Annotated in this window: 28 protein-coding genes and 1 tRNA gene; 15 read left to right on the forward strand and 14 right to left on the reverse strand. The window is 68.8% G+C overall.

The annotated features are described in order from the left end of the window. The first annotated feature begins 77 nt into the window (after nucleotides 1-77). The 5 genes from ygiD to IE066_RS09325 all read left to right on the forward strand — a co-directional run bounded on the left by ygiD (nucleotide 78) and on the right by IE066_RS09325 (nucleotide 5,224). Nucleotides 78-938, forward strand: a complete 861-nt coding sequence (ygiD, locus tag IE066_RS09305) for a 4,5-DOPA-extradiol-dioxygenase (RefSeq protein WP_229790759.1) — start codon at nucleotides 78-80, stop codon at nucleotides 936-938. Continuing rightward, entirely contained in the window at nucleotides 935-1,348 is a 414-nt protein-coding gene (locus IE066_RS09310) for a YkvA family protein (protein ID WP_229790760.1), read from the forward strand. Before ygiD ends, IE066_RS09310 begins: the two co-directional genes overlap by 4 nt. 214 nt (nucleotides 1,349-1,562) lie before the next feature. Continuing rightward, the gene (gene dinG, locus IE066_RS09315; RefSeq protein WP_189449198.1) at nucleotides 1,563-3,680 is read left to right on the forward strand and encodes an ATP-dependent DNA helicase DinG; all 2,118 of its coding nucleotides are present in this window, start codon (nucleotides 1,563-1,565) and stop codon (nucleotides 3,678-3,680) included. Nucleotides 3,681-4,130: 450 nt separating this feature from the next. Beyond that, nucleotides 4,131-4,397: a hypothetical protein gene (locus tag IE066_RS09320; RefSeq protein WP_189449200.1), complete on the forward strand. Its 267-nt coding sequence runs from the start codon at nucleotides 4,131-4,133 to the stop codon at nucleotides 4,395-4,397. A 146-nt stretch (nucleotides 4,398-4,543) separates the two neighbouring features. Beyond that, entirely contained in the window at nucleotides 4,544-5,224 is a 681-nt protein-coding gene (locus IE066_RS09325; RefSeq protein WP_189449688.1) for a L,D-transpeptidase, read from the forward strand. Between the two features lie 133 nt (nucleotides 5,225-5,357). Here IE066_RS09325 and IE066_RS09330 read toward each other — a convergent pair whose 3' ends face one another. After that, nucleotides 5,358-6,770, reverse strand: a complete 1,413-nt coding sequence (locus IE066_RS09330; protein WP_189449202.1) for an aminotransferase-like domain-containing protein — start codon at nucleotides 6,768-6,770, stop codon at nucleotides 5,358-5,360. 132 nt (nucleotides 6,771-6,902) lie between these two features. Here IE066_RS09330 and IE066_RS09335 point away from each other — a divergent pair, with 132 nt between their 5' ends. Continuing rightward, on the forward strand, nucleotides 6,903-7,262 hold the full coding sequence (locus tag IE066_RS09335) for a hypothetical protein (RefSeq protein WP_189449204.1): 360 nt from the start codon (nucleotides 6,903-6,905) through the stop codon (nucleotides 7,260-7,262). After that, nucleotides 7,259-7,513: a twin transmembrane helix small protein gene (locus IE066_RS09340; RefSeq protein WP_229790762.1), complete on the forward strand. Its 255-nt coding sequence runs from the start codon at nucleotides 7,259-7,261 to the stop codon at nucleotides 7,511-7,513. Before IE066_RS09335 ends, IE066_RS09340 begins: the two co-directional genes overlap by 4 nt. Before the next feature lie 237 nt (nucleotides 7,514-7,750). On the opposite strand, the gene IE066_RS09345 is transcribed toward IE066_RS09340, so the two are convergent. After that, nucleotides 7,751-8,863, reverse strand: coding sequence for a serine hydrolase domain-containing protein (locus IE066_RS09345; RefSeq protein ID WP_189449208.1), 1,113 nt, complete (start codon nucleotides 8,861-8,863; stop codon nucleotides 7,751-7,753). A 324-nt stretch (nucleotides 8,864-9,187) separates the two neighbouring features. Continuing rightward, nucleotides 9,188-9,264, reverse strand: a tRNA-Met gene (locus tag IE066_RS09350). Nucleotides 9,265-9,408: 144 nt separating this feature from the next. On the opposite strand from IE066_RS09350, the gene IE066_RS09355 reads away from it, so the two are divergent. The 3 genes from IE066_RS09355 to bfr all read left to right on the forward strand — a co-directional run bounded on the left by IE066_RS09355 (nucleotide 9,409) and on the right by bfr (nucleotide 10,858). Next, nucleotides 9,409-10,023 carry an RNA pyrophosphohydrolase gene (locus tag IE066_RS09355; RefSeq protein ID WP_189449689.1) on the forward strand — a complete coding sequence of 205 codons (615 nt, stop codon included), beginning with the start codon at nucleotides 9,409-9,411 and terminating at the stop codon, nucleotides 10,021-10,023. A 58-nt stretch (nucleotides 10,024-10,081) separates the two neighbouring features. Next, nucleotides 10,082-10,285 carry a (2Fe-2S)-binding protein gene (locus tag IE066_RS09360; protein WP_189449210.1) on the forward strand — a complete coding sequence of 68 codons (204 nt, stop codon included), beginning with the start codon at nucleotides 10,082-10,084 and terminating at the stop codon, nucleotides 10,283-10,285. 102 nt (nucleotides 10,286-10,387) lie between these two features. Then, complete coding sequence (gene bfr, locus IE066_RS09365; RefSeq protein ID WP_189449212.1) at nucleotides 10,388-10,858, forward strand: bacterioferritin; 471 nt, start codon at nucleotides 10,388-10,390, stop codon at nucleotides 10,856-10,858. Nucleotides 10,859-10,898: 40 nt separating this feature from the next. Here the strand turns inward: bfr and IE066_RS09370 are convergent, their stop codons facing one another. Beyond that, a complete protein-coding gene (locus IE066_RS09370; RefSeq protein WP_189449215.1) occupies nucleotides 10,899-11,495 on the reverse strand; it encodes a DUF4126 domain-containing protein in 597 nt (198 codons plus the stop codon). A 91-nt stretch (nucleotides 11,496-11,586) separates the two neighbouring features. On the opposite strand from IE066_RS09370, the gene IE066_RS09375 reads away from it, so the two are divergent. The 3 genes from IE066_RS09375 to nudC all read left to right on the forward strand — a co-directional run bounded on the left by IE066_RS09375 (nucleotide 11,587) and on the right by nudC (nucleotide 13,620). Then, on the forward strand, nucleotides 11,587-12,273 hold the full coding sequence (locus IE066_RS09375; protein WP_189449217.1) for a DUF6776 family protein: 687 nt from the start codon (nucleotides 11,587-11,589) through the stop codon (nucleotides 12,271-12,273). 73 nt (nucleotides 12,274-12,346) lie between these two features. After that, nucleotides 12,347-12,715, forward strand: coding sequence for an iron-sulfur cluster insertion protein ErpA (gene erpA, locus IE066_RS09380; RefSeq protein WP_189449690.1), 369 nt, complete (start codon nucleotides 12,347-12,349; stop codon nucleotides 12,713-12,715). Further along, nucleotides 12,712-13,620: an NAD(+) diphosphatase gene (gene nudC, locus IE066_RS09385; protein ID WP_189449219.1), complete on the forward strand. Its 909-nt coding sequence runs from the start codon at nucleotides 12,712-12,714 to the stop codon at nucleotides 13,618-13,620. The genes erpA and nudC overlap by 4 nt, the downstream gene beginning before the upstream one ends. Nucleotides 13,621-13,623: 3 nt before the next feature. On the opposite strand, the gene IE066_RS09390 is transcribed toward nudC, so the two are convergent. Genes IE066_RS09390 through IE066_RS09400 form a run of 3 tightly spaced genes read right to left on the reverse strand, consistent with a single transcriptional unit; the run spans nucleotide 13,624 to nucleotide 16,332 of the window. After that, the gene (locus tag IE066_RS09390; RefSeq protein ID WP_229790763.1) at nucleotides 13,624-14,004 is read right to left on the reverse strand and encodes a DUF2752 domain-containing protein; all 381 of its coding nucleotides are present in this window, start codon (nucleotides 14,002-14,004) and stop codon (nucleotides 13,624-13,626) included. A 26-nt stretch (nucleotides 14,005-14,030) separates the two neighbouring features. Further along, complete coding sequence (locus IE066_RS09395; RefSeq protein ID WP_189449221.1) at nucleotides 14,031-14,390, reverse strand: CD225/dispanin family protein; 360 nt, start codon at nucleotides 14,388-14,390, stop codon at nucleotides 14,031-14,033. A 55-nt stretch (nucleotides 14,391-14,445) separates the two neighbouring features. After that, nucleotides 14,446-16,332, reverse strand: coding sequence for an MFS transporter (locus tag IE066_RS09400; protein WP_189449223.1), 1,887 nt, complete (start codon nucleotides 16,330-16,332; stop codon nucleotides 14,446-14,448). Between the two features lie 213 nt (nucleotides 16,333-16,545). On the opposite strand from IE066_RS09400, the gene IE066_RS09405 reads away from it, so the two are divergent. Further along, a complete protein-coding gene (locus IE066_RS09405; RefSeq protein WP_189449225.1) occupies nucleotides 16,546-18,975 on the forward strand; it encodes a catalase in 2,430 nt (809 codons plus the stop codon). Nucleotides 18,976-19,099: 124 nt separating this feature from the next. Here IE066_RS09405 and IE066_RS09410 read toward each other — a convergent pair whose 3' ends face one another. Beyond that, entirely contained in the window at nucleotides 19,100-19,708 is a 609-nt protein-coding gene (locus tag IE066_RS09410) for a DUF1989 domain-containing protein (RefSeq protein ID WP_189449226.1), read from the reverse strand. Continuing rightward, complete coding sequence (gntA, locus tag IE066_RS09415; protein ID WP_189449228.1) at nucleotides 19,708-20,448, reverse strand: guanitoxin biosynthesis heme-dependent pre-guanitoxin N-hydroxylase GntA; 741 nt, start codon at nucleotides 20,446-20,448, stop codon at nucleotides 19,708-19,710. Before gntA ends, IE066_RS09410 begins: the two co-directional genes overlap by 1 nt. 219 nt (nucleotides 20,449-20,667) lie before the next feature. Here gntA and IE066_RS09420 point away from each other — a divergent pair, with 219 nt between their 5' ends. Beyond that, entirely contained in the window at nucleotides 20,668-21,072 is a 405-nt protein-coding gene (locus IE066_RS09420) for a hypothetical protein (RefSeq protein WP_189449230.1), read from the forward strand. A gap of 162 nt (nucleotides 21,073-21,234) precedes the next feature. Here the strand turns inward: IE066_RS09420 and IE066_RS09425 are convergent, their stop codons facing one another. The 5 genes from IE066_RS09425 to IE066_RS09445 form a co-directional block, all read right to left on the reverse strand. Then, entirely contained in the window at nucleotides 21,235-21,591 is a 357-nt protein-coding gene (locus tag IE066_RS09425; protein WP_189449232.1) for a hypothetical protein, read from the reverse strand. Nucleotides 21,592-21,764: 173 nt separating this feature from the next. Then, complete coding sequence (locus IE066_RS09430; RefSeq protein ID WP_189449234.1) at nucleotides 21,765-22,121, reverse strand: PDZ domain-containing protein; 357 nt, start codon at nucleotides 22,119-22,121, stop codon at nucleotides 21,765-21,767. 157 nt (nucleotides 22,122-22,278) lie between these two features. Then, nucleotides 22,279-22,623 carry a GFA family protein gene (locus tag IE066_RS09435; protein WP_189449236.1) on the reverse strand — a complete coding sequence of 115 codons (345 nt, stop codon included), beginning with the start codon at nucleotides 22,621-22,623 and terminating at the stop codon, nucleotides 22,279-22,281. Further along, the gene (locus IE066_RS09440; RefSeq protein WP_189449238.1) at nucleotides 22,620-22,841 is read right to left on the reverse strand and encodes a hypothetical protein; all 222 of its coding nucleotides are present in this window, start codon (nucleotides 22,839-22,841) and stop codon (nucleotides 22,620-22,622) included. The genes IE066_RS09435 and IE066_RS09440 overlap by 4 nt, the downstream gene beginning before the upstream one ends. 75 nt (nucleotides 22,842-22,916) lie before the next feature. Continuing rightward, the gene (locus IE066_RS09445) at nucleotides 22,917-23,240 is read right to left on the reverse strand and encodes a hypothetical protein (protein ID WP_189449242.1); all 324 of its coding nucleotides are present in this window, start codon (nucleotides 23,238-23,240) and stop codon (nucleotides 22,917-22,919) included. Nucleotides 23,241-23,476: the final 236 nt, after the last annotated feature.

Below are 23,476 nucleotides of genomic sequence, written 5' to 3' on the forward strand. Positions count from 1 at the left end.
CGGACAGCGCGGCAAGCGCCGATCCCGGGCCGAAGACGTGGATCGCGCCGCGTCGTGACCCGTCACCGGAGGGACCGATGAGCAGCCAACCCATGCCGGCGGCCTTCATCGGCCACGGCAGCCCGATGAACACGCTGGAACGCAACCGCTACACCGAAGCGTGGCGTGCGTTCGGCGAATCGGTGCCGCGGCCGCGCGCGATCCTGATGGTGTCGGCACACTGGTTCGTCAACGCGACGGCCGTGACCGCGATGCCGCGCCCGCGCACCATCCACGACTTCTACGGCTTCCCGCAGGCGCTGTTCGACGTCCGGTATCCCGCGCCCGGCTTGCCCGAACTCGCGGAAGAAGTCGCCGACGTCGCGCAGCCCGACTACGTCGCCGCCGACACCGACAGCTGGGGCCTGGACCACGGCACCTGGTCGGTGCTCGCGCATGCCTTCCCCGATGCCGACATCCCCGTCGTGCAGCTGTCGATCAACGCGACCAAACCGGCCGACTGGCACCTCGCGATGGGGGCGAAGCTCGCCGCGCTGCGCGACTCGGGCGTGCTGGTGATGGGCAGCGGCAACGTCGTGCACAACCTGCGCGCGATGGACCGCCATTCGGTGGATGCCGGTTTCGACTGGGCACGCGCGTTCAACGAGGCCGCGATCGATATCGCCACCTCGCGGCCCGTCGAAACGCCCGCGCTGGTCGCGCGCGGCGATTTCCTCAAGGTCGCGCCGACGCCCGAGCACTTCCTGCCGTTCCTCTATATCGCCGGCATCGCCGCGCAGGCGGGCAGGCCGCTCGACGTACTGGTCGACGGCTATGCCTACGGCTCTCTATCGATGACCTCGTTCACCGTCGGCGGCCCGCATCTGCGGGTCGACCGCGGGCTCGACGGTGCGCCGCCGCTCGGGAGCAGCGCGCCGGCCGACAGCTCGAACGTGTGAGGCCGACGCGGACGTCCGATGCCGGGCGCCTGTTCGCGACGTTGGGCGACTCGGCGCGAAGGCTGCGGCGCGAGGCGATCACGGTCTATCTCGTCGCGCGCCATCCGGCGACGCCCGGCGGGGCGCGGCTGCTGGCATTCGCCGTCGCCGCCTACGCGTTGAGCCCGATCGACCTGATTCCCGACTTCGTTCCGGTGCTGGGCTACCTCGACGACCTCGTGCTCGTGCCGTTGGGCATCTGGCTGGTGATGCGGCTGGTGCCACCCGCAGTGATCGCGGAGTGCCGCGAGCGTGCCGGCGCGATGGCCGAGCGCCCGGTGGCACGCGGCGCGGCCGTCCTGATCGTGGGGCTGTGGCTCGCGGCGGCCGTCTGGGCCTGCTGGCTGGGCTGGCGCTGGCTGCACGACTGAGCGCGCTCGCATGACGGCGGCTCGCGACGGCGCATGTCCTAGCCGTTCGCGGTCCGCGATGGAACGTCCATGTCTTCGGGAGGCCGCCGATGCAGGCCGCGCTCCAGTGGCATGGTGCGTGCCCTGCCGGTTCAGAAAAGCCAACGGCAGGCCCGCGCGCTGAGACAGCGAACGGCGACAATCGCGGCCGCGTCGCGCCGTGTGTCCTGTCCAGATGAGTAAGCCCGCAGTTCCCCGCGCCCTCGACGAGGGAACCAAGACCGCCGTCCGCAAGGCCTACGAGCAGGTCACGAACGGCGTGCCGGGCTTCGTCCCGCGGCCGTCGCAGCGGCACCTGATCGCCACTGCCTCGCGCGCGCTGGGCACCAGCGGCGGCTTCGCCGTCGCCGAAGCGCCGACCGGCACGGGCAAGTCGCTGGGCTACCTCATCGCCGGCATTCCGACGGCGAAGATCGGCAAGCGCAAGCTGGTGCTGTCGACCGCGACCGTCGCGCTGCAGGGCCAGCTGGTGAGCAAGGACCTGCCCGCCTTCCTCGCCGCGACGGGCATCGAGGCGAAGGTGGCGCTCGCGAAGGGGCGGCAGCGCTACCTGTGCGTGCGCGATGCGATGGAGCTCGCCGGCGGGCAGACCGCGCAGGCCGACCTCGGCTTCGACCTGCCCGCCGCCGGCTGGCCGCGCCCACCCGCGGCCGACGAGATCAGGGCGGTGAATGCACTGGTCAGTGCGTTCGAGCGCGGCGACTGGACCGGCGACCTCGACGAGGCGCCGCACCCGGTGCCCGCCGCGCTGCGCCCGCTGCTGAGCACCACGTCCGGCGCGTGCTCGAACAGCCGTTGCGCGCATTCCATGCGATGCCCCGTGCTCGCCGCGCGCAAGGACATGCGCGACGCCGACATCGTCGTCGCCAACCACGCGATGGTGATCGCCGCACTCGAACTCGACGGCAACGCCGATGCCGAAGCGCAGTCGGAGAACTTCCTCATCGGCGACCCCGCCGCGTGCACGTTCGTGTTCGATGAAGGCCATCACCTCGCGTCGGTGGCGATCGAATCGGGCGCGGCGCGCCTGCACATAGGCGCGTTCGGCCGACGCCTCGCCAAGATGGACCCCGTCTTCGCCGCGCCGTTCCGACTGCTCGACAAGAAGAAGCTCGGCAACCGCGAACTTGCCGACGCGCATGCCGACCTCAAGCGCCTCACCGATGCGGTCAAGGCGTTCGAGGCACTGCTGCAGGCACACTGGGTGCCCGACGCCAACGAGCGCGAGCCGATGTGGCGCGCGCGCCTGGGCCTGCTGCCGGACGATTGGCGCACGCATGCGAAGGCGCTCGCGACCGATACCGGCAACCTTCTGGAATGGCTCGACGCCGCGCGCCGCCGCGTGCTGAAGAACGAAGGCTCCGCGAGCAATGACCGCGTCACGCGTGCCATGGGCACCGCCGTCGAGCAATTGCGCGAAGCCTTCGACCTGTTCTTCGCCTGGGGCCAGCAGGATCCCGACGGCGAGGCGCCCAACGCGCGGTGGATGACGCTCGGCATCGACCGCGGCCTGGTTTGCCATGCCTCGCCGATCTCCGCCGCCAAGCTGCTGCGCCGACGCCTGTGGTCGCAGGCCGATTCCGCACTCGTCACCTCGGCCACGCTCAGCGCCGGCGGCAACTTCAAGGTGTTCGCGGCGTCGATCGGGCTGCCGACGGACGCCGAATGCGTGTCGCTGCCATCGCCCTTCGATCTGGACCGCCAAGCCGTGCTGCAGGTGCCGCGCTTCCCGGTGCTGCCCGACAACGAAGCACACCCGCGCGCCGTCGCCGACTGGCTCGCGCGCGAGCTCGTGTGGAGCCGCGGCTCGCTGGTGCTGTTCACCTCGCGCCGCAAGATGGAGCAGGTCTACGCATTGATGCCGGAGACCTGCAAGCCCGACATCCGCATGCAGGGCGCGCTCGGCAAGCAGGCGCTGATCGACGAGCACTGCGCGGCGATCGACGCGGGCGAGGGCAGCGTGCTGTTCGGCCTCGCCTCGATGGGCGAGGGCCTCGACCTCGCCGGCGAGTACTGCTCCACGGTGGTGATCACCCAGCTGCCGTTCGCGGTGCCGACCGAGCCCGTGCTCGCGACCAAGTCCGAATGGCTCGAATCGCGCGGCCAGAACGCCTTCATGCTGGTGTCCGTGCCCGAAGCCACGCGCGTGCTCACCCAGTACGCCGGCCGCCTGATCCGCACATCGAGGGACACCGGCCGGATCGTCATCCTCGACCGGCGCATCGTCGAGAAGCGCTACGGGCGCGACATCCTCGATGCGCTACCGCCGTTCCGGCGGGAAGTGGAGATGTGAGCAGCGGCGAAGCTGCGCTGTGGTCGTGAAGAAAACACGTATCGGCTGCACCCGTCGCCTCGCCGAAATGGTTCGTTTGCCGATGGTTGCAGGCGAGTGGATGCAGGACCGAAAGATGCGTCGCGAGCGGGTGCGGACGTTGACGGAGAGGGTGTGGCGCCGCGCTCTTGTCGTCTCGCCGCATGACGCAACCCGACAAGCCGTGCGGTGATGAGTCGATGTCGCGTTCGTTGCGGGTCCGCGATCAATGAACGTCGCGGTCGCACCCGCGGTGCGTGCTCGAATATCGAATAAGCCCGGGAAGATCGCCGTTCTGCGATCGCCGCCTCGTCGATGACAGCGCATTCTTCACGCCCTCTCGACGTAGTCGAACAGCGCCTGTACGCATTTCATGAATACGACACGAAGGTGGCTATATTCCGGGCTCCCCCAACAGGAAGGAGGTTCGAAATGATTCTTACCCGGCAACATTTCGTCATGGCGCGCGCGCTCGGCGTTGCAGCCGTCGCCCTCAGTCTCTCCGCCTGCGCCACATACAAGGACGAGTTCGCGGCCGTGAATTCGCGCCTCGACCAGATCGACACGCGCGTGCAGAGCGCCGCCCAGAGCGCCGAAGCCGCCAACCAGAACGCACAGCGCGCCAACCAGCGCCTCGACCAGCTGGAAGGCCGCGTGCAGCAGCTCGAAACGGCACCGGGCCGTCGCCCGCGCGGCTGATCGGGCTTCGCGCCGTTTGCGACAAACGGCTTGAGCCGGGACCCGGTGGCCGTCGCCGGCCATCGGTGTCCGCATCGTCAATCGTTCGAAGGAACCGTCCCATTCGTACGCGCAAACATCCTGCGATCCGTATCGTTGCCGGCGCGCTGGCGTTGGCATTCGCAAACTTCGGCGTCGCAGGCGCCGACGCCATGGCGGCGCAACCGGTCGCGGCCGCCGATCAGCTTCCGCCCGGGCAGGACGTGTCCGGCACGGTGATCGAACTCGCCGGCTGGGTCGTCGCGTCAAACGACGCCCAGGGCTATCCGTTCGCGATCATCGACAAGGCCAGCGCGCAGGTGCTGGTGTTCGGCGGCGACGGCCGGCTTCGCGGCGCAGCGCCCGGCCTGCTCGGCTCGGCGATCGGCGATCACATCGCCCCCGGTGTCGCCGGGCTCGCGCTTCGCGAGATTCCGGGCCGCGACCGCACCACGCCCGCGGGCCGTTTCATCGGCGGCTTCGGCCCGTCGATCGACGCCGGGCGCGTGCTGTGGGTGGACTACGACTCCGCCGTCTCCATCCATCCGACGGCCACCGGCGTTCCGTCCGAGCGGCGTGCCGAACGCCTGGCATCGCCGACGCCGTCGGACAACCGCGTCACGCACGGCTGCATCAACGTCGCCCCCGACTTCTACGAGCAGGTCGTCAGCACGACCTTCAAGCGTGGCGGCCTGTTCTACATCCTGCCGGACAAGGCATCGGTCGCGGAGACGTTTCCCGACTTCGCACGAAGCCGCGCCACCGCGGACGGCGACGACGGGAAGCGCGAACGGCACGCGCGTCGCTGAAACGCGTCCGCCGCTGGCTGTGCAAGGCCGGCGGCCGACGGTGATTGTTCGCACCTTCCCTGCAGGTGCGCGCATCGCGCGCGCAGCCTGCTGGACGTCGGACCTACGTGACCGTGCGCTGGGGCAAACGCTCTCAGCCCCTGCGCGCCAGGCGTCCTACCTGCCTGATCCCCTCGAGAGCGCGCTTGTCGAGCGGATGCCCGAAGTTGACGCGGATGAAGTTGCCAAAGCCGCGTGACGCCGAGAACATCGGCCCCGGCGCGAGGCTGACGCCACTGGCCACGGCACGCTGCCGCAGGTCGAGCGCATCCGTGGACGCGGGCAATTCGACCCAGAGGAAGTAGCCGCCGCCGGGGCGGCTCACGCGTGTCCCGGCCGGAAAGTACTGCGCGATCGCTTCGGTGTAGTCGTCGCGCTGCGCTTCGAGCGTGCTGCGCAGCACGCGCAGGTGCCGCTCGTAGCTGCCGCGCTCGAGGTAGCGCGCAAGTGCGAGTTGCACGGGAACCGATGTCGCCAGTGAAAGCGTGAGCTTGTGCTGCGCGATGCGCGCGGCGAAACGTCCCGGCGTCACCCAGCCGACGCGGTAGCCGGGCGCGAGCGTCTTCGAGAACGAGCTGCAGTGGAGCACCCAGCCGTCGGCATCGAAAGCCTTCGTCAGCGCGGGCCGGCGGCTTCCGAAGTACAGCTCGTTGTAGACATCGTCCTCGATCAGCGGCACGCGGTATCGGGCGACAAGTTCGGCCAGTGCCCGCTTCTTGTCGTCGGACATCGCGCTTCCGAGCGGGTTCTGGAAATTCGTCATCAGCCAGCACGCCTTCGGCCGGCGCTGCTGGAAGGCCCGTTCCAGTGCGGCGAGGTCGATGCCCTCGCGCGGATCGGTCGCGACCTCGACCGCGTGCAACCCCAGCCGCTCCAGCGCCTGCAGGCAGACGTAGAAGCAGGGCGATTCGACGATGACGGCATCGCCCGGATCGCAGACCGCGGAGAGGCAGAGGTTCAGCGCCTCCATCGCGCCGTTCGTCACGAGGATGTCGCCGGGATCGATGTGGACGCCGTCCAGCACGTATCGAAGTGCGATCTGGCGGCGCAGCTCGAGGCTGCCCGGCGTCAGGTCGTCCACCGTGCTCCACGGATCCATGTGGGTTGCCGAGTTCGCCAGCACGCGGCCGAGCTTCTCCAGCGGAAACAGCAACGGGCTGGGAAAGGCCGAGCCCAGCGGCACCACGTCGCGGGTCATCGCCGAGCGCAGGATGTCGAACACCATCGAGCTGATCTGCACAGGCCGCGCCTGGCTGTCGGGCGTCGACGCCGTCTCCGGCTCGGCAGGCAGCCGTCGGGGCTTGTCGACGACGTAGTAGCCCGAGCGCGGCCGCGACCGGATCAGCCCGCGCGCCTCCAGCAGGTAATAGGCCTCGAACACGGTCGCCGGGCTCACATGGCGGCCGGCGCTGGCCTGTCGCACCGACGGCAGGCGGTCGCCGGGCTTCAGCAGACCGTCACGGATCGAGGTCGCGATGTCGGCGGCCAGGGCTTCGAAGCGCTTCATCTCGGGCTTCTTAGGGGTCGACCTACGGCGCGGCTGAATCTGATCCGGTTTTTTTCAGCAGATCTGATCCTGAAAAATCTGATCCGGTCGCCCTAGGCTAGCACCCGTCCAGAAGATGCTTGCCGCAATGCCATGACTGCCGGTGTCCAGCTCAACCTCGCACTGATCCTGTTCCTGCCCTGGTACGCGATCCTCGCGGCGCTGTACTGGATCTACCCGCGCCAGCCCAGGACGCTGGTGCGCTGGTCGTTCGACCTCATCGCGCTGGCGCTGACGACGCTGCTGTCGATCGCGAGCATGCACTGGGGCTACCGGAGCGCGGATGTCTCCGTCGGGCCCATGTGGAAGCAGATCCTCGCGACGTCCGTCTGCTACGGCGTGTTCCTCGGCGCCATGACGGCGGCCTTCTTCCTCCGTCGCGCATGTGTCATCCGCCCGTACCAGCGGTGCGTGGCGGGCGACACCGGCGCGCCTCATCAGGTGACTTCATGAAAACGCTGCTGATCGTCGGCTTCCTCGGCCTGATCATCTACAACCTCGGCGCCGGCCTGTATTACATGCTGACCGACAAGGGCACCAGCAAACGCACGGTCAACGCCTTGACCAAGCGCATCGTGCTGTCGGTCGTGCTGATCCTTCTGGTGTGCGCGGGCATCGCCACCGGCTTCATCGAGCCCCACGGCGTGGGTTCGAATCCGTCGAGTGCCGTTGCGGTGCATGCATCGACCACGGATGCGGTCTAGCTGGGTCACACCTCGATATACCCATGAGGGTGGGCGGCTGGCTGGCCGGGCCCGCTGGCTGGCGCGACGGCAGGCGGCGCAACGCATTGCCGAATCACCAACACTGACGATCGACACGCGGCTCAGGGGTTTGCGATAGCAGTCCGTCGCCCGCTTCGCGTCGCGCCGATATCGAAACGCCGATTCTGGCGACTCGTCAACGCTCGACTGTTTCGACCACGTCCTGGACGAATCGGTTCACCGCGATCGCCGTGGGCAACTGGTCGTAGGCTCCGGCCGTGGTGGCGATCGCAAGGTCGAGGTCGTGTACGACGAACAGGCGTTGTCCCCCGTTGCCGAACGCGGCCTGCCACGCGACCGCACGCCTTTCCATCGCGCCGTGCCCGTCCACCACTGGCCCCGGTAACGCACGCCATCGATATTGGTCGGAAGACCGGGCGCTCTCGCATCGCGCACCCAGTCCGCTGGAACCGGTTGGCGTCCGTCCCAGCGGCCGTCGTCGAGGACCAGGCGCCCGAGCTTCAGCAGGTCCCGCGGGCGCAGGCGGAGCCCGTTGAACGCCATCGGGCGCCCATGGACGTCGCGCACCCATTCCCAGCTGCGAATGCCCATCGGCTTGAAAAGGCGTGCCTGCGCGAACTGGTCCAGCGGCTCGCCGGTTCCATCGCTGATGATCGCAGCGAGCAGCGCGGTGCCGCCGCCGTTGTAGTTGAATACCGTGCCCGGCGGGTAGCTCATGGGGTGGTCGAGCACGTAGGCCGGCAGGTCGCGCTTCCAGAACAACTTCAGCTCGTCGTTGAGCCCGGGCCTGCCCTCCGTCCATGCCAAGCCGCTGCCCATGTCCAGCAGGTCGCGGATACGGATCACGCGCGCATTCTTCGCGGCCCGACCGGCGAGCCCCGGAAAGGCGAGGGCGACCGGCTGATCCGTCGCAGGCACCCGGCCCTCGGCGAGCGCGATCCCGTAAAGCAGGCCCGTGACGCTCTTACCCACGGATCGGACGTCGTGGAGCGTCGCCGGCCCGAACGACTGCCGCGTTGACACCAGCGAGTAGACGGATCGATCGAGCCCACCCCGATACATCTCTGCGACGAGACACCGGTGGCGCTCGATCACCACGGCATGCACATCCAATGGCCGGTCGACGAGCCGCTGTGTCGCGGCGAGCAGCGCGGCCTCGTCGAAGCCCTGCGTGGCCGGACGGCACAGCCTCCATCCATCGTCCTGCTGCGACGGAACGGGTCCAGAGCCTGCGTCGATCGGGCGTAGCCATCGCAGCCATGCGAACGCGGCCAGCAATGCGAGCCCGAGTACGACAGACACGCGAGCTCGCCGGGAACGCAGGTTCATGGGCAGGCGGCGTCCGCTTCTCGTGGGAGACGATTGTAGGTGGCTGACGCGAACGTCAATTCTGCGGCGAGACGGAACCTCGGCGACGTCCAACTGTTATCGAAGGCCCTGAGACGAAAGCTCGCGATTCCGCCAGCTTGGCTCGTCAGGCTGGCGGCTGTAGGTGGTGCTGGGTCAGATTGAAAAACGGCGTTCGACGTGTGACAGAAAAGTTGTCACAGATTTGTCCCAAGCCGCTCCCAGCACTAACTGCGGCGCACGCTTGCGTAGCGAGCAGAAACAAAAAAAGCCCGCGAATTCGCGGGCTTAGATGATTCACCGAACTGGTGGCTATGGGTGGACTCGAACCACCGACCCCAGCATTATGAGTGCTGTGCTCTAACCGGCTGAGCTACATAGCCAGTGCGGTGAACCGTGAATTCTTCCGGTTCGACCGGCGGCTGTCAATCACCCGATGCGCTCCGCCGTTCGCTTGTTGTCGACGGCACCCCGTGGCAGAGTCGGGCGCAGTGGCCTTTCGGCCTAAGCAGATCGAGGTCCGCATCGTGATCGATCCGGACGGGTACCGCCCCAACGTGGGCATCGTGATCATGAACGCCGAGGGCCGGGTGTTCTGGGCCCGTCGCGTCCATCGCGATGGCTGGCAGTTCCCGCAGGGCGGGATGAACACCGACGAGACACCGCTCGAGGCCATGTACCGCGAGCTCCGCGAGGAGACCGGGCTGTTGCCGCAGCACGTTGAGGTGCTGGCCGCGACCCCGGGCTGGCTGCGCTACCGGCTGCCGCAGCGCGCGATCCGCCGGCGCGACCGCCTGGTCTGCATCGGCCAGAAGCAGGTGTGGTTCCTGCTGCAGCTCAAGGGCGACGAGTCTGCCGTCCGGCTCGACCTCACCGACAAGCCCGAGTTCGACCACTGGCGCTGGGTCGACTTCTGGTACCCGCTTGAGCACGTGGTGACGTTCAAGCGCGGCGTCTATTCGCGCGCGCTGCGCCACTTGGCGCCGACCGCGCGAAGCGTGGCCGGGGCCGGTGCGATCCCTACGCCCCAGCCCGATCCCCGCGACGCCCGCGGCCCGCGCAGTTACGGCCGACAGCGTCCACGGCATAGCGGTGGCGGGGCGACGCAGGGCGGCATGCCCGCTGAATCCGCGCCGAATTGACAATCATTCTCATTCGTGTTGCACTGTCGAGGCTGCCGGAATACCTCGATGGGCCTCCATGTACGTGTGCATCTGCAACGGCGTTACCGACCGTGACATCCGCCAGGCTGCCGAAGCCGGCTGCCGCACGATGACCGAGCTGACCATGCGCACCGGCGCAGGCGCGAACTGCGGCAGTTGCATCGAGATGGCCACGCAACTGCTCGACGAGACCCACGCGCGACGCGAGCTGCCGCTGCCGGTGCTGTCCCAGGCCGCCTAGGCCGTGCCGCAAACGCGCGCGGAGATGCAGTCGATTCGCGTTACGTCATCCGTTCTTCCGGGTCGCTAGAGTGTCGGCTGCCGTCACCGAGGAGCCGTCGCCATGAAGGGCGATTCGAAGGTCATCGAATATCTCAACCGCGCGCTCTACAACGAGCTGACCGCGATCAACCAGTACTTCCTGCATGCAAAGATGCTGAAGAACTGGGGGCTCAAGGAACTCGCCGACCACGAGTACCACGAGTCCATCGACGAGATGAAGCATGCGGACAAGCTGTCCGAGCGCATCCTCTTCCTCGACGGCCTGCCGAACTTCCAGGCGCTGGGCAAGCTGCGCATCGGCGAGGATCCTCGCGAGGTGCTCAACGCCGACCTTGCGCTCGAGTACGAGGCGCTGCCGCTGTTGCGCGAGGCGATCGCGCACTGCGAGCAGGTCAGCGACTACGTCAGCCGCAAGCTGTTCGCCGATATCCTCGAATCCGAGGAAGAACACATCGACTGGATCGAGACGCAGCTCGCGCTGATGGACCGCCTCGGCGACGCACTCTACCTGCAGTCCAAGATCGAAAGCTGACGAAAACGGCCCGCCTCGCGCGGGCCGTCTCGCATCCGGCTCAGCGCGCCGCCGGCGCGGCAGGCGTGGGCCGACGCAGCAGTCGGCGCACCCGTCGCCACAGCCAGAGCAGCGCCAGCACCACTACCAGCGTGAGCAGCAGCGCGAGTCCGAGCGCGGCCACCGGGTGGGTGAGCACCAGCGCGAGTACGCCGAGCGTGGCGGCGTCCTCGCCAGCCGATGCGGTCCAGTTGGTCACCGGCTCGGGCGAGGTATTGAGCAGCGCGCGCGTACCGGACTTGAGGCCATGGCTCGCGAACGCGATGCCCGCGCCGGTGGCGAGCGCGCCTGCACCCAAATGCCCATCGGGCGACAGCGCCGCCGCGGCGAGGAAGGCGCCGACCGGCACGCGCAGCAGCGTATGCAGCAGGTCCCAGATCGAATCCACGCCCGGGAACTTGTCGGCGAAGAACTCGACCACCGCGAGCACGCCGGCCACGCCCAGCACCCACGGTGACTGCGTGACCTCGAGCGCCGGCGGCAGCTCCATCCATCCCAGCGCGCCGGCGAGGCCGATGCCGAAAACCGTGAGGTAGACGCGTACCCCTGCCAGCCAGGCCAGCACGAGGCCGAGGGCGAACAGCGGGGCGTCGGTCATGGCGGATCTCCGGCGTACGGCGGCATGGGAGCGCCGCGGGCGTGCATGCGCTGTCGGCATACTCGCATTCCCGCCGTACGAGGACACCGCCATGGAGCCACGCCCGACCCCGACCGCTGCCCGTGCGGGACTCGGACTCGTCGTCGCGCTCGGTGTGTTCCTGCTGGCGCTGCTGTTCGGCGCCTGGGGCGTCTGGCAGGTGGCGCGAGGCGGCCGTCCGCCGGCCTGCAATGCCAAGGCGACGGCCTTGCTGGAGCAGCGCGTGGCCACGCTCGGCCGCTCGGACCAGATCAGCCGTGACGCCAACCGCCAGCTGCAGTCCACGCTGGCCGACCGCGAGGAGCAGATCGCGCAGCTGCGGGCGGACGTCGACTTCTACGAGCGGCTGGTGGGCGCGACGGGCCAGCGCCACGGCCTGAGCGTGCACGCGCTGCGCATGCAGCGGCAGGCGGGCAACGCGTGGCATTTCACGGCCGTGCTCACCCAGAATCTCGACCGCGCCGCGGTCAGCACCGGCGAGCTGACGCTGTCGGTGGAAGGCAGCCGCGGGGGCCGCATGCAGACGCTGGACTGGAACGCGCTGCGGCAGCAGCCGAAGGCACCCGGCACGCCGTTCTCGTTCCGCTATTTCCAGGAGGTCGAGGGCGACGTGCTGCTGCCGGCCGATTTCGCGCCCGTGCGCGTCAGCGTGCACCTGAAGCCGCGCGGCCGGGCGGCGGTCGATCACGCGGTGACCTGGGCCGAAGCGACGTCGCCGGCGCCCGCGACCGCGCCGTGACGCGCGCGGAAAGCATCGTCGCGATGCATTGGAACGGCGTTCCGGAAGCCACTGCTATCCTGCGCGCATGGAAATGATCGATCTGCCGACGGCCCCGGGTTACCAGTCGCTCGAGCGGCCGCTGGTGTTCACCTCGTCGGCGGCCGCCAAGGTGCGCCAGCTGATCGAGGAAGAGGGCAACGACGCGCTCAAGCTGCGCGTCTACATCCAGGGCGGCGGTTGCTCGGGCTTCCAGTACGGCTTCGAGTTCGATGAGGAAAAGGCCGAGGACGACCTCGCGGTGGAGACCGACGGCGTGACGCTCGTGGTCGACCCGCTGAGCCTGCAGTACCTGATGGGCGCGGAAGTCGACTACACCGAGAGCCTGCACGGCGCGCAGTTCGTGATCCGCAATCCGAACGCGAAGACCACCTGCGGCTGCGGTTCCTCGTTCTCCGCATGAGCCCCGCCGACGCGCCGTACGCGCTCGTCGGAACCGATCCCCAGCTGGCGCCGCTCGATCGCGCCGACCACCTGCGCGACGACCCCGCCGCGCTCGCCGCGATGTGGCCGGCCGCCTGCGTGCTGCGCGTCGATGGCGACGGGCGTGCGGCCGCCGATGTCGATGGCGCGCCGTCGGTGTCGTGGGGCGAGTCGCTGGGCCCGATGCCGGCGGATGCGGACTTTCTCGGCATCGACGCCGACTCTGTCGCCTGGTTCGCCAGCACGCTGACCGACGCGACGACGCCCCGCATCGACCTGCGTCGCGCCGCCGCGACGTGGCCCGTGCGCGCGGCCAGCGCCTACGCTACCGCGCACGCGCTGCATCACTGGCATGCGCGGCATCGCTACTGCGGCGCCTGCGGCGGCGAGGTGGAATTCGTGCGCGGCGGCTGGCTCGGCCGCTGCCTTCGCTGCGAGCGCGAGCACTACCCGCGCACCGACCCGGCGGTGATCGTCGCCGTCGGCGAGGGCACGCGCCTGCTGATGGGGCGACAGGCCTCGTGGCCCGCGCGCCGCTATTCGGTGATCGCCGGCTTCGTCGAGCCGGGCGAGACGCTGGAGCAAGCGGTCTCGCGCGAGGTGATGGAGGAGACGGGTATCCGCATCACCGGCTGCCGTTACCTCGGCTCGCAGCCGTGGCCGTTTCCGACCTCGCTGATGCTCGGCTTCATCGCCGATGCCGGTTCGGCCGAGATCCGCGGCAGCGACGAGCTGGAGGAGGCGCGCTGGTTCGAGCGCGAGGAGATCGTGGCGGCGCTGGACGCCGACGCGCGTGGCGAGCCCGAGTCCGGCCCGTTCCTGCCGCCTGCGCGCATCTCGATCGCGCACTGGCTGGTGCGCCAGTGGGTGGCCGCGACGACCTGAGATTCAGCCGGGCGCGAGCGCGGTGAAAGGTGCGAACGGCAGGTTCCGCGCTATGCCGAACGCAAGTGCGGCGACCATCCAGAAACGGCCGTTGTAGGCGAAACGCGCGACGGCGCCACGCAGCAGCGTGCGGCCGCGCATCTCGTTGAGGGCGATGGCGCCGAGCACGGGCAGGCCGGCGAGCGCGAGGACGTTCATGGACGCGGCACGGGCGATGTCGCCGTGCACCAGCGCATGCAGCATGCGGGTCAGGCCGCAGCCGGGGCAGTACAGGCCGGTGGCCATCCGGAACAGGCAGGGCAGGAACGGGTTCCCGGGGGCGTTCGGATCGAAGCGCCACAGCAGCCACACGCCCAGCAGGGCGACGGCCGAAGCCGTCGCCACGAGGGCGTTGCGGGATCGCGTCGCGATCAATTCATCCCCTGCAACTGCTGCATGGTTTCCATGTACTGGGCCATGCCACCGGTCGCCAAGAAGACGATGTTGAGCACCACGCCGAGGATGCACAGGCCGGTGGTGATCCAGCACCACAGCTTGGCGTTGTCGGACGAACGCTTGGCCTCGGCGAAGTCGCCGCGGTCGAGCGCGCCGTTGACCTTCGACGAGAACACGATGGCGACGATGCCGGGGATCGTGCCGATGATGCAGCAGACGCACAGCGACACGATGGTGATCGCGATCGACCACACCATGTAGTTCGGCACCGGCGATGCGGTGTTCCCCGGCTGCGTGATGTGCGGTGGCGGCTGGATCGGCGGCGGCGTGCTCATGGTGTTCCCCTTGTCTGAAGATGGTGGACCGGCGCGATGCTAGCAGGGCGACGCGTCAGGCCGCATCGCCGCGCAGGGCGCGCACCTGCGCTTCCAGCGTGTCCGCCGTGGCCGTGGTGCCATCAACCGGAGGCGCGGCCACGACCTCGACACGCGCGCGGAAACGGCGCGGCACGCGCATGCGGCCCAGGCGGCCGTCGCGACGGCTCCACATGCTGGCCCACATGCCGCGCAGCGCCATCGGCACCACCGGCACCGGACGGCGTTCGAGGATCTTCTCCACGCCCGACTTGAACGCGGCGATCCCGCCGTCCTTGGTCAGCGCGCCCTCGGGGAAGATGCCGACCAGCTCGCCCTCGGCCAGCGCCGCGTCGATTTCGTCGAATGCGCGCTGCATCAGTGCCGGGTCCTCCTTCGCGCCGGCGATCGGGATCGCCTTGGCGGTGCGGAAGATCCAGCGCATCACCGGGATGTTGAAGATGCGGTAGTACATGACGAAGCGCACCGGCCGCGGGATCGCCCCGGCGAGAATCAGCGCGTCCATGTAGCTCACGTGGTTGCAGACGATCAGCGCCGGGCCCTCGTCGGGTACGTTGGCCTCGATGCCCTTGGCGCGCAGCCGGTACAGCGAGCGCACCAGCACCCAGCTGACGAAGCGCATCGCGAACTCCGGCACGATGCTGAAGATCCACAGCGTGACCAGCGCGTTGGCGACGGCGAGCGCCAGCAGCAGCTGCGGGATCGACCAGCCCAGAAGCCGCTGCGTGCCGAGCGTCGCGCCCGCGGCCAGCACGATCAGCAGCGCGTTCTGGATGTTCATGCCGGCGATCACGCGCGACATCTCCGCCTTCGGTGTGCGGCTCTGGATCAGTGCGAACAGCGGCACCACGAAGATGCCGGCCGACAGTCCGATGCCGAAGAGGTCGAGCGCCACGCGCCAGCCACCGGGCGCGGCGAGGAAACCGGCGACGTCGAGCCCCTGTGCGGTGGCCGCGTCCGGCCGGCCGAAGTAGAGGTGCACGAGGAACGCGGTGATGCCGAGCGCGCCGATCGGCACCAGGCCGATCTCCACCGTGCGCGCCGAGAGCTTCTCGCAGAGCATCGAGCCGATGCCGGTACCGATCGAGAACACCGCGAGCGCGAACAGGTAGAGCGTCGCGCCGCCGCCGAGCACCGTCTCGGCGTAGGCCGGCAGCACCGAGGTCAGCACCGTGCCGACGAACCAGAACCACGACACGCCGAGCACAGCGTTGCGCACCGCCAGCTGCTTGCGAGTGAGCCGCAGGATCGCAATCGATTCGGGCAGCGGGTTCCAGCGAACGCGCAGCTCCGGCGCGCTCGCGCCCGCGGGCGGGATCAGCCGGCTGACGAGGTTGCCGGTGATGGCGAGCGCGACCACCGCCCCGCCCGCCGCGTACGGGCCGTACTCGCCCGCGAGATGGAAGATCGAGCCGCCGAGCAGCATGCCCAGCAGGATCGACACCGACGTGCCCATCTCCACCAGCCCGTTGCCGCCGGTGAGCTCCTCGGGCTTCAGCACCGAGGGCAGGATCGAATACTTCACCGGCCCGAACAGCGTGGACTGCACGCCCGTGCAGAAAAGCGCCACGAGCAGCACCGGCAGGCTCTGCAGCGCGAAGCCCACCGCCGCCAGCGACATGATCGCGATCTCCATCGCGGTGGTGATGCGGATGACGCGCGACTTCTCCAGCTTCTCGGCGATCTGCCCCGCGATGGAGGAGAACAGGAAGTAGGGAAGGATGAAGAGCGCCGGCGCGAGCGTCGCGTACAGCGTCTTCTGGTCGTCGCTGGCCTCGAGCCAGAACAGCAGGCCGATGATCGCCTGCCGGTACACGTTGTCGTTGAACGCGCCCAGCGCCTGGGTGAGGAAGAACGGCGCGAAGCGCCGCTGGCGAAGCAGCTCGAACTGGTTGTGCGCCATGCGGCGTGGTCTCTCCCCGGGACGGCGCGAATCTAGCAGAGCGCGCCCTCCCGGCAGACGTGGTGCGCGCACGGCTTGGCCCGACCGGCGGCACCGTTGCACGACAGCGTCCGACGTCGATACGGCCGCCTGTTACCGGCCGCGCCATGCAGTAGCCGTAACGAGCCGGCGGCTAGCCTCGCCGGGCGGCATGCGGTCGCACAGGAGATATCCATGGCTACGAAGAAGTCGGCCGGCGGCAACGCGTCAGGCCCCAAGGCGGGCGCTGCCCGCGCCACCGGCGGCAAGGCCGCCGCCCGCAAGACGGACAGCGGTAGCGCTAAGGGCCCGCCGCCCGGCACCGGCGATGCGCCGGCCGAGAAGATGGCGCGCACGCAGCAGGTGGCCGAGGCGATGAGGGTCAACACGGCCAAGGCCGGCGAGTACGCGAAGGCCGGCAGCGTGCCCGTGCCGCCGGAAGGGGCGCACGTCGACATCGATCCGATCGTCGGTGCGAGCACGCTCACCGAGCTCAACGTCAACGACAAGGCCGGCGCGCCCGCCGCGATCGGCGAGAACCCCACCGTCGATCCGCTCGACCGCGTGCGCGTGGATTCGGCCGGGCGCGTGCTCACCACCAATCAGGGCGTGGCAATCGGCGACAACCAGAACTCGCTGAAGGCCGGCCTGCGCGGCCCCGCGCTGCTGAAGGACTTCATCCTCCGCGAGAAGATCACCCACTTCGACCACGAGCGCATTCCCGAGCGCATCGTGCATGCGCGCGGCTCGGGCGCACACGGCTATTTCGAGAGCTACGAGGACCTTCGCGACATCACCGTCGCCGCGCCGTTCCAGGGCCGCGGCAAGCGCACGCCGGTGTTCGTGCGCTTCTCCACCGTCGCCGGCGAACGCGGCAGCAAGGACACCGCGCGCGACGTGCGCGGCTTCGCGGTGAAGTTCTATACCGAGCAGGGCAACTGGGATCTCGTGGGCAACAACATACCGGTGTTCTTCATCCAGGATGCGATGAAGTTCCCCGACCTCGTGCACGCCGTGAAGCCCGAGCCGCACCACCAGATGCCGCAGGCCGCGAGCGCGCACGACACCTTCTGGGACTTCGTCTCGCTGATGCCCGAATCCACGCACATGCTGCTGTGGCAGATGAGCGACCGCGCGATTCCGCGCAGCTACCGCACCATGCAGGGTTTCGGCGTGCACACCTTCCGGTTGGTCAACGCCAAGGGGCAGGCGGTGTTCGTGAAGTTCCACTGGACGCCGGTGCTCGGAACGCATTCGCTGGTCTGGGACGAGGCGGTGAAGATCTCCGGCGCCGATCCGGACTACCACCGGCGCGACCTCTGGGAAGCCATCGAGGCGGGGCATTACCCCGAGTACGAGCTCGGCCTGCAGATCTTCACCGAAGAGCAGGCCGAGGGCTTCAGCTTCGACATCCTGGACGCGACCAAGATCGTTCCCGAGGAACTGGTACCGGTGCGTCCGGTCGGCCGCATGGTGCTGGACCGCAATCCCGACAACTTCTTCGCCGAGACCGAGCAGGTGGCGTTCTGCACCGCGCACGTCATTCCCGGTATCGACTTCACCAACGACCCGCTGCTGGCCGGCCGCATCCATTCCTACGTCGACACGCAGCTGACGCGACTGGGCGGGCCGAACTTCCACGAGATCCCGATCAACGCGCCGATCGCGCCGGTGCACAACAACCAGCGCGACGGCTTCCACCGGCAGGCGATCAACCGCGGCCGCGTGAGCTACGAGCCGAACAGCCTCGCGGGTGGCTGCCCGTTCCAGGCCGGCGGCGCGGGCTTTGTCGGCTTCCCGGAAGTGGTGCAGGGCAACGAGGTGCGCGGCAAGCCGGAGAAGTTCGCCGAGCACTACAACCAGGCGCGGCTGTTCTTCGAGAGCCAGACGCCGATCGAGAAGGCGCACATCGTCGCGGCCTTCCGCTTCGAGCTGTCGAAGGTGACGGTGCCCGCGATCCGCGAGCGCACCGTCTCGATGCTGGCGAACGTGTCCGACGAGCTGGCCGCGGGCGTCGCCGCAGGGCTGGGCATGGACGTGCCGGCGCCGATGCCGCCGGTGCTGGCGAAAGCGCCGAAGCCGGAGGTCGAGTCGTCGGACGCGCTCTCGCTGCTCGCGCGCCCGGGCGACGGGAGCATCCGCACGCGGCAGATCGCGATCGTCGTGGCCGATGGCGTGGATGGCGCGGCGGTCACCGCGCTGCAGTCCGGCCTGCTCGAGGAAGGCGCCGTTCCGCGGCTGGTCGGCCCGCGCATCGGCCCGGTGCGCACCACCGACGGCGGCGTGCTGGACGCCGATGCCTCGCTAGAGAACGAGCCGGCGTTCCTGTTCGACGCGATGGTGCTGCCCGACGGCGCCGCGGCCGTGGACGTGCTGGCCGCGAACGGGCGCACGCTGGAAGGCATCAAGGACCAGTACAGGCACTGCAAGACTCTGCTCGCGCTGGGCGAGTCGCGTCGCCTCGTGGCGGCCGCCGGCCTGCCGACGGAACTGCCCGACGGCTCGCCCGACCCCGGCCTCCTGCTGATGGATGGCGGTGACGTCGACGCGGCGCTGGCGGCGTTCGTCGAAGCAGTGGCGATGCACCGCCATTGGGATCGCGAGACCGATCCGCCGCGCGTGTGAGTGCAACCGCAACGGGTCGCCGCCAGACGCGGCGCCCCGTTGCGGCAGCCGGGTCGATGCATCGATCCACTCGGGCAGGAACGAAGGCCCCGCATCGCGGGGCCTTTTCGTCGTCCTGCGGCGCTCAGGCGTCGGCTTCGGCCGCGCGGATGATCCGGTAGTCGATCGGCTTGTAACGGAAGTTGTTCGACTGCCCGGCCGAGCAGGCGGTCATGCCGACGATCAGCGGCATCAGTGCGCGCAGGCGGACGAAATCGCCCGGGCCGCTCTTGGGCGGCAGCACGCGGATCACGCCGCTGGCCGAGTCCACGTCCACGTGCATGAACACGTTGAAGGCGATCGGGATGTCGTCCACCTCGATGCCGTGCGGAGCCAGCGCCTCGGCGAGGTTGCCCTCGCAGCCCGGGCGCCCTTCGGTCTCGCCGTAGATGATCGAGAACGTGTCCTTGGAGCAGGGCGTCAGGGTGAAATCGTGGCGGCCGCAGGTGTCCTCGACGATCTCGAACATCGGCCGGCTGCGGTTGGAATAGAGCAGGTCGCCGGTCGTGAGGAACATGCGCGACGCGTAATCGATCGAGCGGCCCGACGACAGGTACTCGCGGACGTCCTCGCGACTGAAGGCGGTGAGGTCGCTGACCTGCTGGCCTTCGGGGTCGATCACCACCAGCTCGTCGCCGGCCTCGAGTTCGATGGCATGGGCGGAGCAGGGTGGGATGCGGGTGGTGTCGCTCATCAGTGCAGGCGTCCGGTGCGGATGTGGAGGGGGCAGCGCCACTCGGGTTCTACCGCGCGGCCGCTGTACTGGCGCGTCTCGGCCGCGGTGCCGAAGTCGGCCAGGTTGGGGTTGATGCCGCCCTGCAACGCGGTGTCGCGTGCGCGGGTGGCGGCCTGCATCTTCGCGTAGCGGCCGTCGGCGCGGAGTGCATCGAACTGGCGGTGCGAGTTGAATACCAGCACGGGCGACTCGAATCGCCGCGCGAGGCGCGAGGCGCCGGCATGTACGCCGATCACGAAGAACGGGTGGCCCGCGACGCTCAGGCTGAAGCGCGCGTCGTCCGGGTCGGGCGACACGCCGTCGGCCCAGGCGTGGCCGCGCGCGCGATCGAGGTCGTGCAGGCGCTGCAGCTGCGCCCACAGCAGCGCCTCGAAGTGCGCCTCGTCGGTGTCGCCGGGGCCGGCGAACAAGGCGGCGAAGGAATGCACGGTGGTATCGCCCTCGGGCTGGGACTCGACGAAGGCGGCGAACTCCTCCAGCGCATCGAGCAGCGCGGCATCGTTGCGCGGGCAGCCCAAGGTGCCCAGTTCCAGCGCGCGGATCGCGCCGCGTGCCAGTGCCGCTTTCGAGCCGACGCAGGGAAATTCGGGGGAGGCGATGCGGTCGAGGAAGCGCTGCGCACGCGAGGGCGACGCCTCCTCGACCCACGGAACCGGGCAACTCGGGGTGTCGGCGGCGGGGTGGTTCGAGAAATCCATCGGAAAGCGGCCCTGAAGGTTTCGCTCAGGCTAGGGACCGCCGCTCGATGCCACCGTGTATTTCCGCCTTCACCTCGCGCGACCGTTCAGTGAGGCGAAGCGCATGTGGATGCGTACCGTCGCCGAACCACCTGCAGACGGGCCGACGGACGGGCGCCGCCAGGATGCGCCGGGTGCCGACGATCGCCATCGCGCGATCCGCGCATCGGGAGCAAACACATGAAAGGCCAGCTGTTTCTCCGTACGGGCGTCGTGCTGCTGATCGTCGGCATCGTCATGGGCATGCAGCTGGGCGCCACGCAGAACTTCACGTACGCCCCGGTGCATGCGCATCTCAACCTCGCCAGCGGCGTTCTGATCATGCTGGCCGGGATCGTCTACAACGCGCGGCCCGATCTTTCGTCGCGCGCCGTCAATGCGCACTACGTCAGCCACCTGCTGGGCACGATCCTGCTGCCGATCGGCATCTACGGCTCGATCGCCGGTCGCGCCTGCGCCGGCGGCGTGGTGGGTGCCGGCGCGGTGCTGGTCCTGCTGGCGCTGCTGCTTTTCGCGTTCAACCTGTTCCGGCGAGTGCCGCGCGAAGCCCCGGCGGGACAGGTCGATACGGCTCAGGTGCCGTAGGGCCGTCCCGCTCCGGCGTCCGTATCCGGGGCGACCTGCGGATGGACCAGGGGTTCGCTGGAGACCGCGAAGTAGCGGCCCGCTCGCGGGCCTTGCGAACAGGCCAATGCCCGCCATCCGTTCGATTCGATGCGATGCGACGCGCGAGGGCCGCGGGAACCGTCAGGACGACGCTCCCGGCGTTCGCGGCAGCCATGCGTGGACGCCGACCGTCGTGATCGCGGAACCCACAAAGAAGCTGAGCATCAGCAGCGTAAGGATCGCCACCGCGAGCGCGGCACTTCGGCCGACGCCGACCCGCGCCCTGCTTGCGGCCAGGGGCCAGGCGCAGAGAAGAGCGAGCGAGAGCGCGGTAGCCGTCCAATAAAGCGTCTGGCTGCCGACACCATTCAGATCCAGCAGCACCAGCAACGCGGGAAGCACGGCAGCGCTGATGCAGGACGCCAGCAGCCGGCGACCGAACCGGGAGGCATTGGCCCGGCCGGGGCGGGAGGGCGGAGGGGCTGGTGTCTGGTGCATGGGAATCGATGGCCTGTCCGCGTGGGTGACGATGTCGATGCGGCGCTCCCGTAGCCTGAGGGTCACTAGGCGGGCAACGTCGGTTGACGTCGGCGGCTGCAGCGCCAGCAGTCTGTCCTGATGAGCGCTTTAATCGTGGGCGGTCGCAGCGTCGCGCGAAACCGGTCTACCGCTCAGGAGCCTGCGACGATGTCGACAACGACCAACCCCTTGCCTGCGCGTTCCACCTTCAGTACGACGTGTTCGCCCGGCTTCACCGCGGCCAGCGCCCTCTTGAGCGCCGGGCCACTGGCGCCCTTGACCGGCGTGCCGTCCATCTCGACGACGATGTCGCCGACCTTCAGCCCCGCCTTCTCCGACGCGCTGCCCGGCCGCACCGACGTGACCTTGACCGATTCCAGCGTGGTGCTGAAGAAGCCGTCCGTGGCGACAGCGATGCCGAAGCCCAGCAAGGGCTTGGCGAAGGCCAGCGCGGGAACGAGCAGTGCGAGCAGCAGCAGCGCAGGGAGCGCAAAAAGACGTCGCTTCATGAGGTCCGGGCATCTGGATGTGACCCGCATTTGAGCAGAACGCGCGGATCACGGCAGTGCCGGAAGTGCTGCCCGCGATCGTGGCCGTGCCTCGCGTCGCGGCGACCCTGGGTGGCCGGCAAGAGGCGGCGGGTCAGCGCGATGCCGGGGCCGTCGACTAGAAGTCGCGGCCGTTGACCGCGACGCGCGGCACCGCGTCCAGATCCACATTGTCCAGAGCGCGGATATTGATGGCGGCCATCGACGTGCCATCGGGCATGCTGCCGAGCCCGAACGGCTGCACGCCGCAGACCGCGCAGAAGCGGTGCTGGATCGCGTGCCGGTTGAACGTGTACGTGGTGAGCCGGTCGTCGCCGGCCGTGACCTGCAGTGCGTCGCGCGGCACGAACCACAGCAGGAATCCCTTGCGACTGCAGTGCGAGCAGTTGCATTCGATGGCCTTGTCGATCTCGCCGTCCACGCTGAAACGGACGGCACCGCAATGACAGCTTCCCGACTTCATGAGCTTCTCCCGACGATGAGTGTCCACGCGAGCCAGCCCGCACTCGCGATCCACGAAATGGCGACATACAGCTTCAGCTGCTCCGCGCCCAGCAGGCCCGCGAACCAGTCGATGAAGACGAAGGCCTTCCAGCCCTCCATCACCTCCGCACCGTCGCGGAAGACGACCCAGTAGGCGAAGAGGGTGTGGACCAGGAACAGCAGGACCGCGATTCCCATCGACGACTCCTTGTGAGGGAAGGGCTGGCGACTGGATCAGGCCATGCCGAGAAACGGCACGGCCCGGGCGAAGCTTCAGGTCCCTTTGCCGGCGGGCTTGGTGACCACGTTGATGACGATCGCATCACCGTCGGACAGCACTTCCACGCGGTCGGACTTGTCCAGCTGCGAGGCCGCCGTCGACGACTCCTTGCCGTCGAGAAGGAACAAGACCTTCGTCGGATCGATCAGGGACGTCCGGCCCGTGTCCGCGAGGAAGCGGTCGACGATGTCGGGAATGGTGTACGTGTTCGAAGGCGCGAGTTCCGACTTCGGATACGTAAGCCGGGTGGGGACGTCTTCTGCCGAAGCGATGGAGGCAAAGGCCAGCAGGACGGTGAGCGCAAGAAGCTTCTTCATGGGACTCGTTTGCGATGAGCTTGGACGTGAGGCTAGCGCTGTGGATGGCCGCCGCGCCACGCGTGCGGCGGAAGTCCTGTGGCCGGTGTACCCCTGCCGGTAGCGGCTCGGGCGCCGCGTCGGAAGAAATCCCGGGCGGGCCCCCGGCTACGACACAATCGCTGAGGATTCGGAGCTAGCGCCACGTGGTGTTGACCAACGGGCGCGAGACTGGGTACGGGGCCACAGTGCTGTGC

It is taken from the genome of Cognatilysobacter xinjiangensis (assembly GCF_014651995.1).
Taxonomy (GTDB): domain Bacteria; phylum Pseudomonadota; class Gammaproteobacteria; order Xanthomonadales; family Xanthomonadaceae; genus Cognatilysobacter; species Cognatilysobacter xinjiangensis.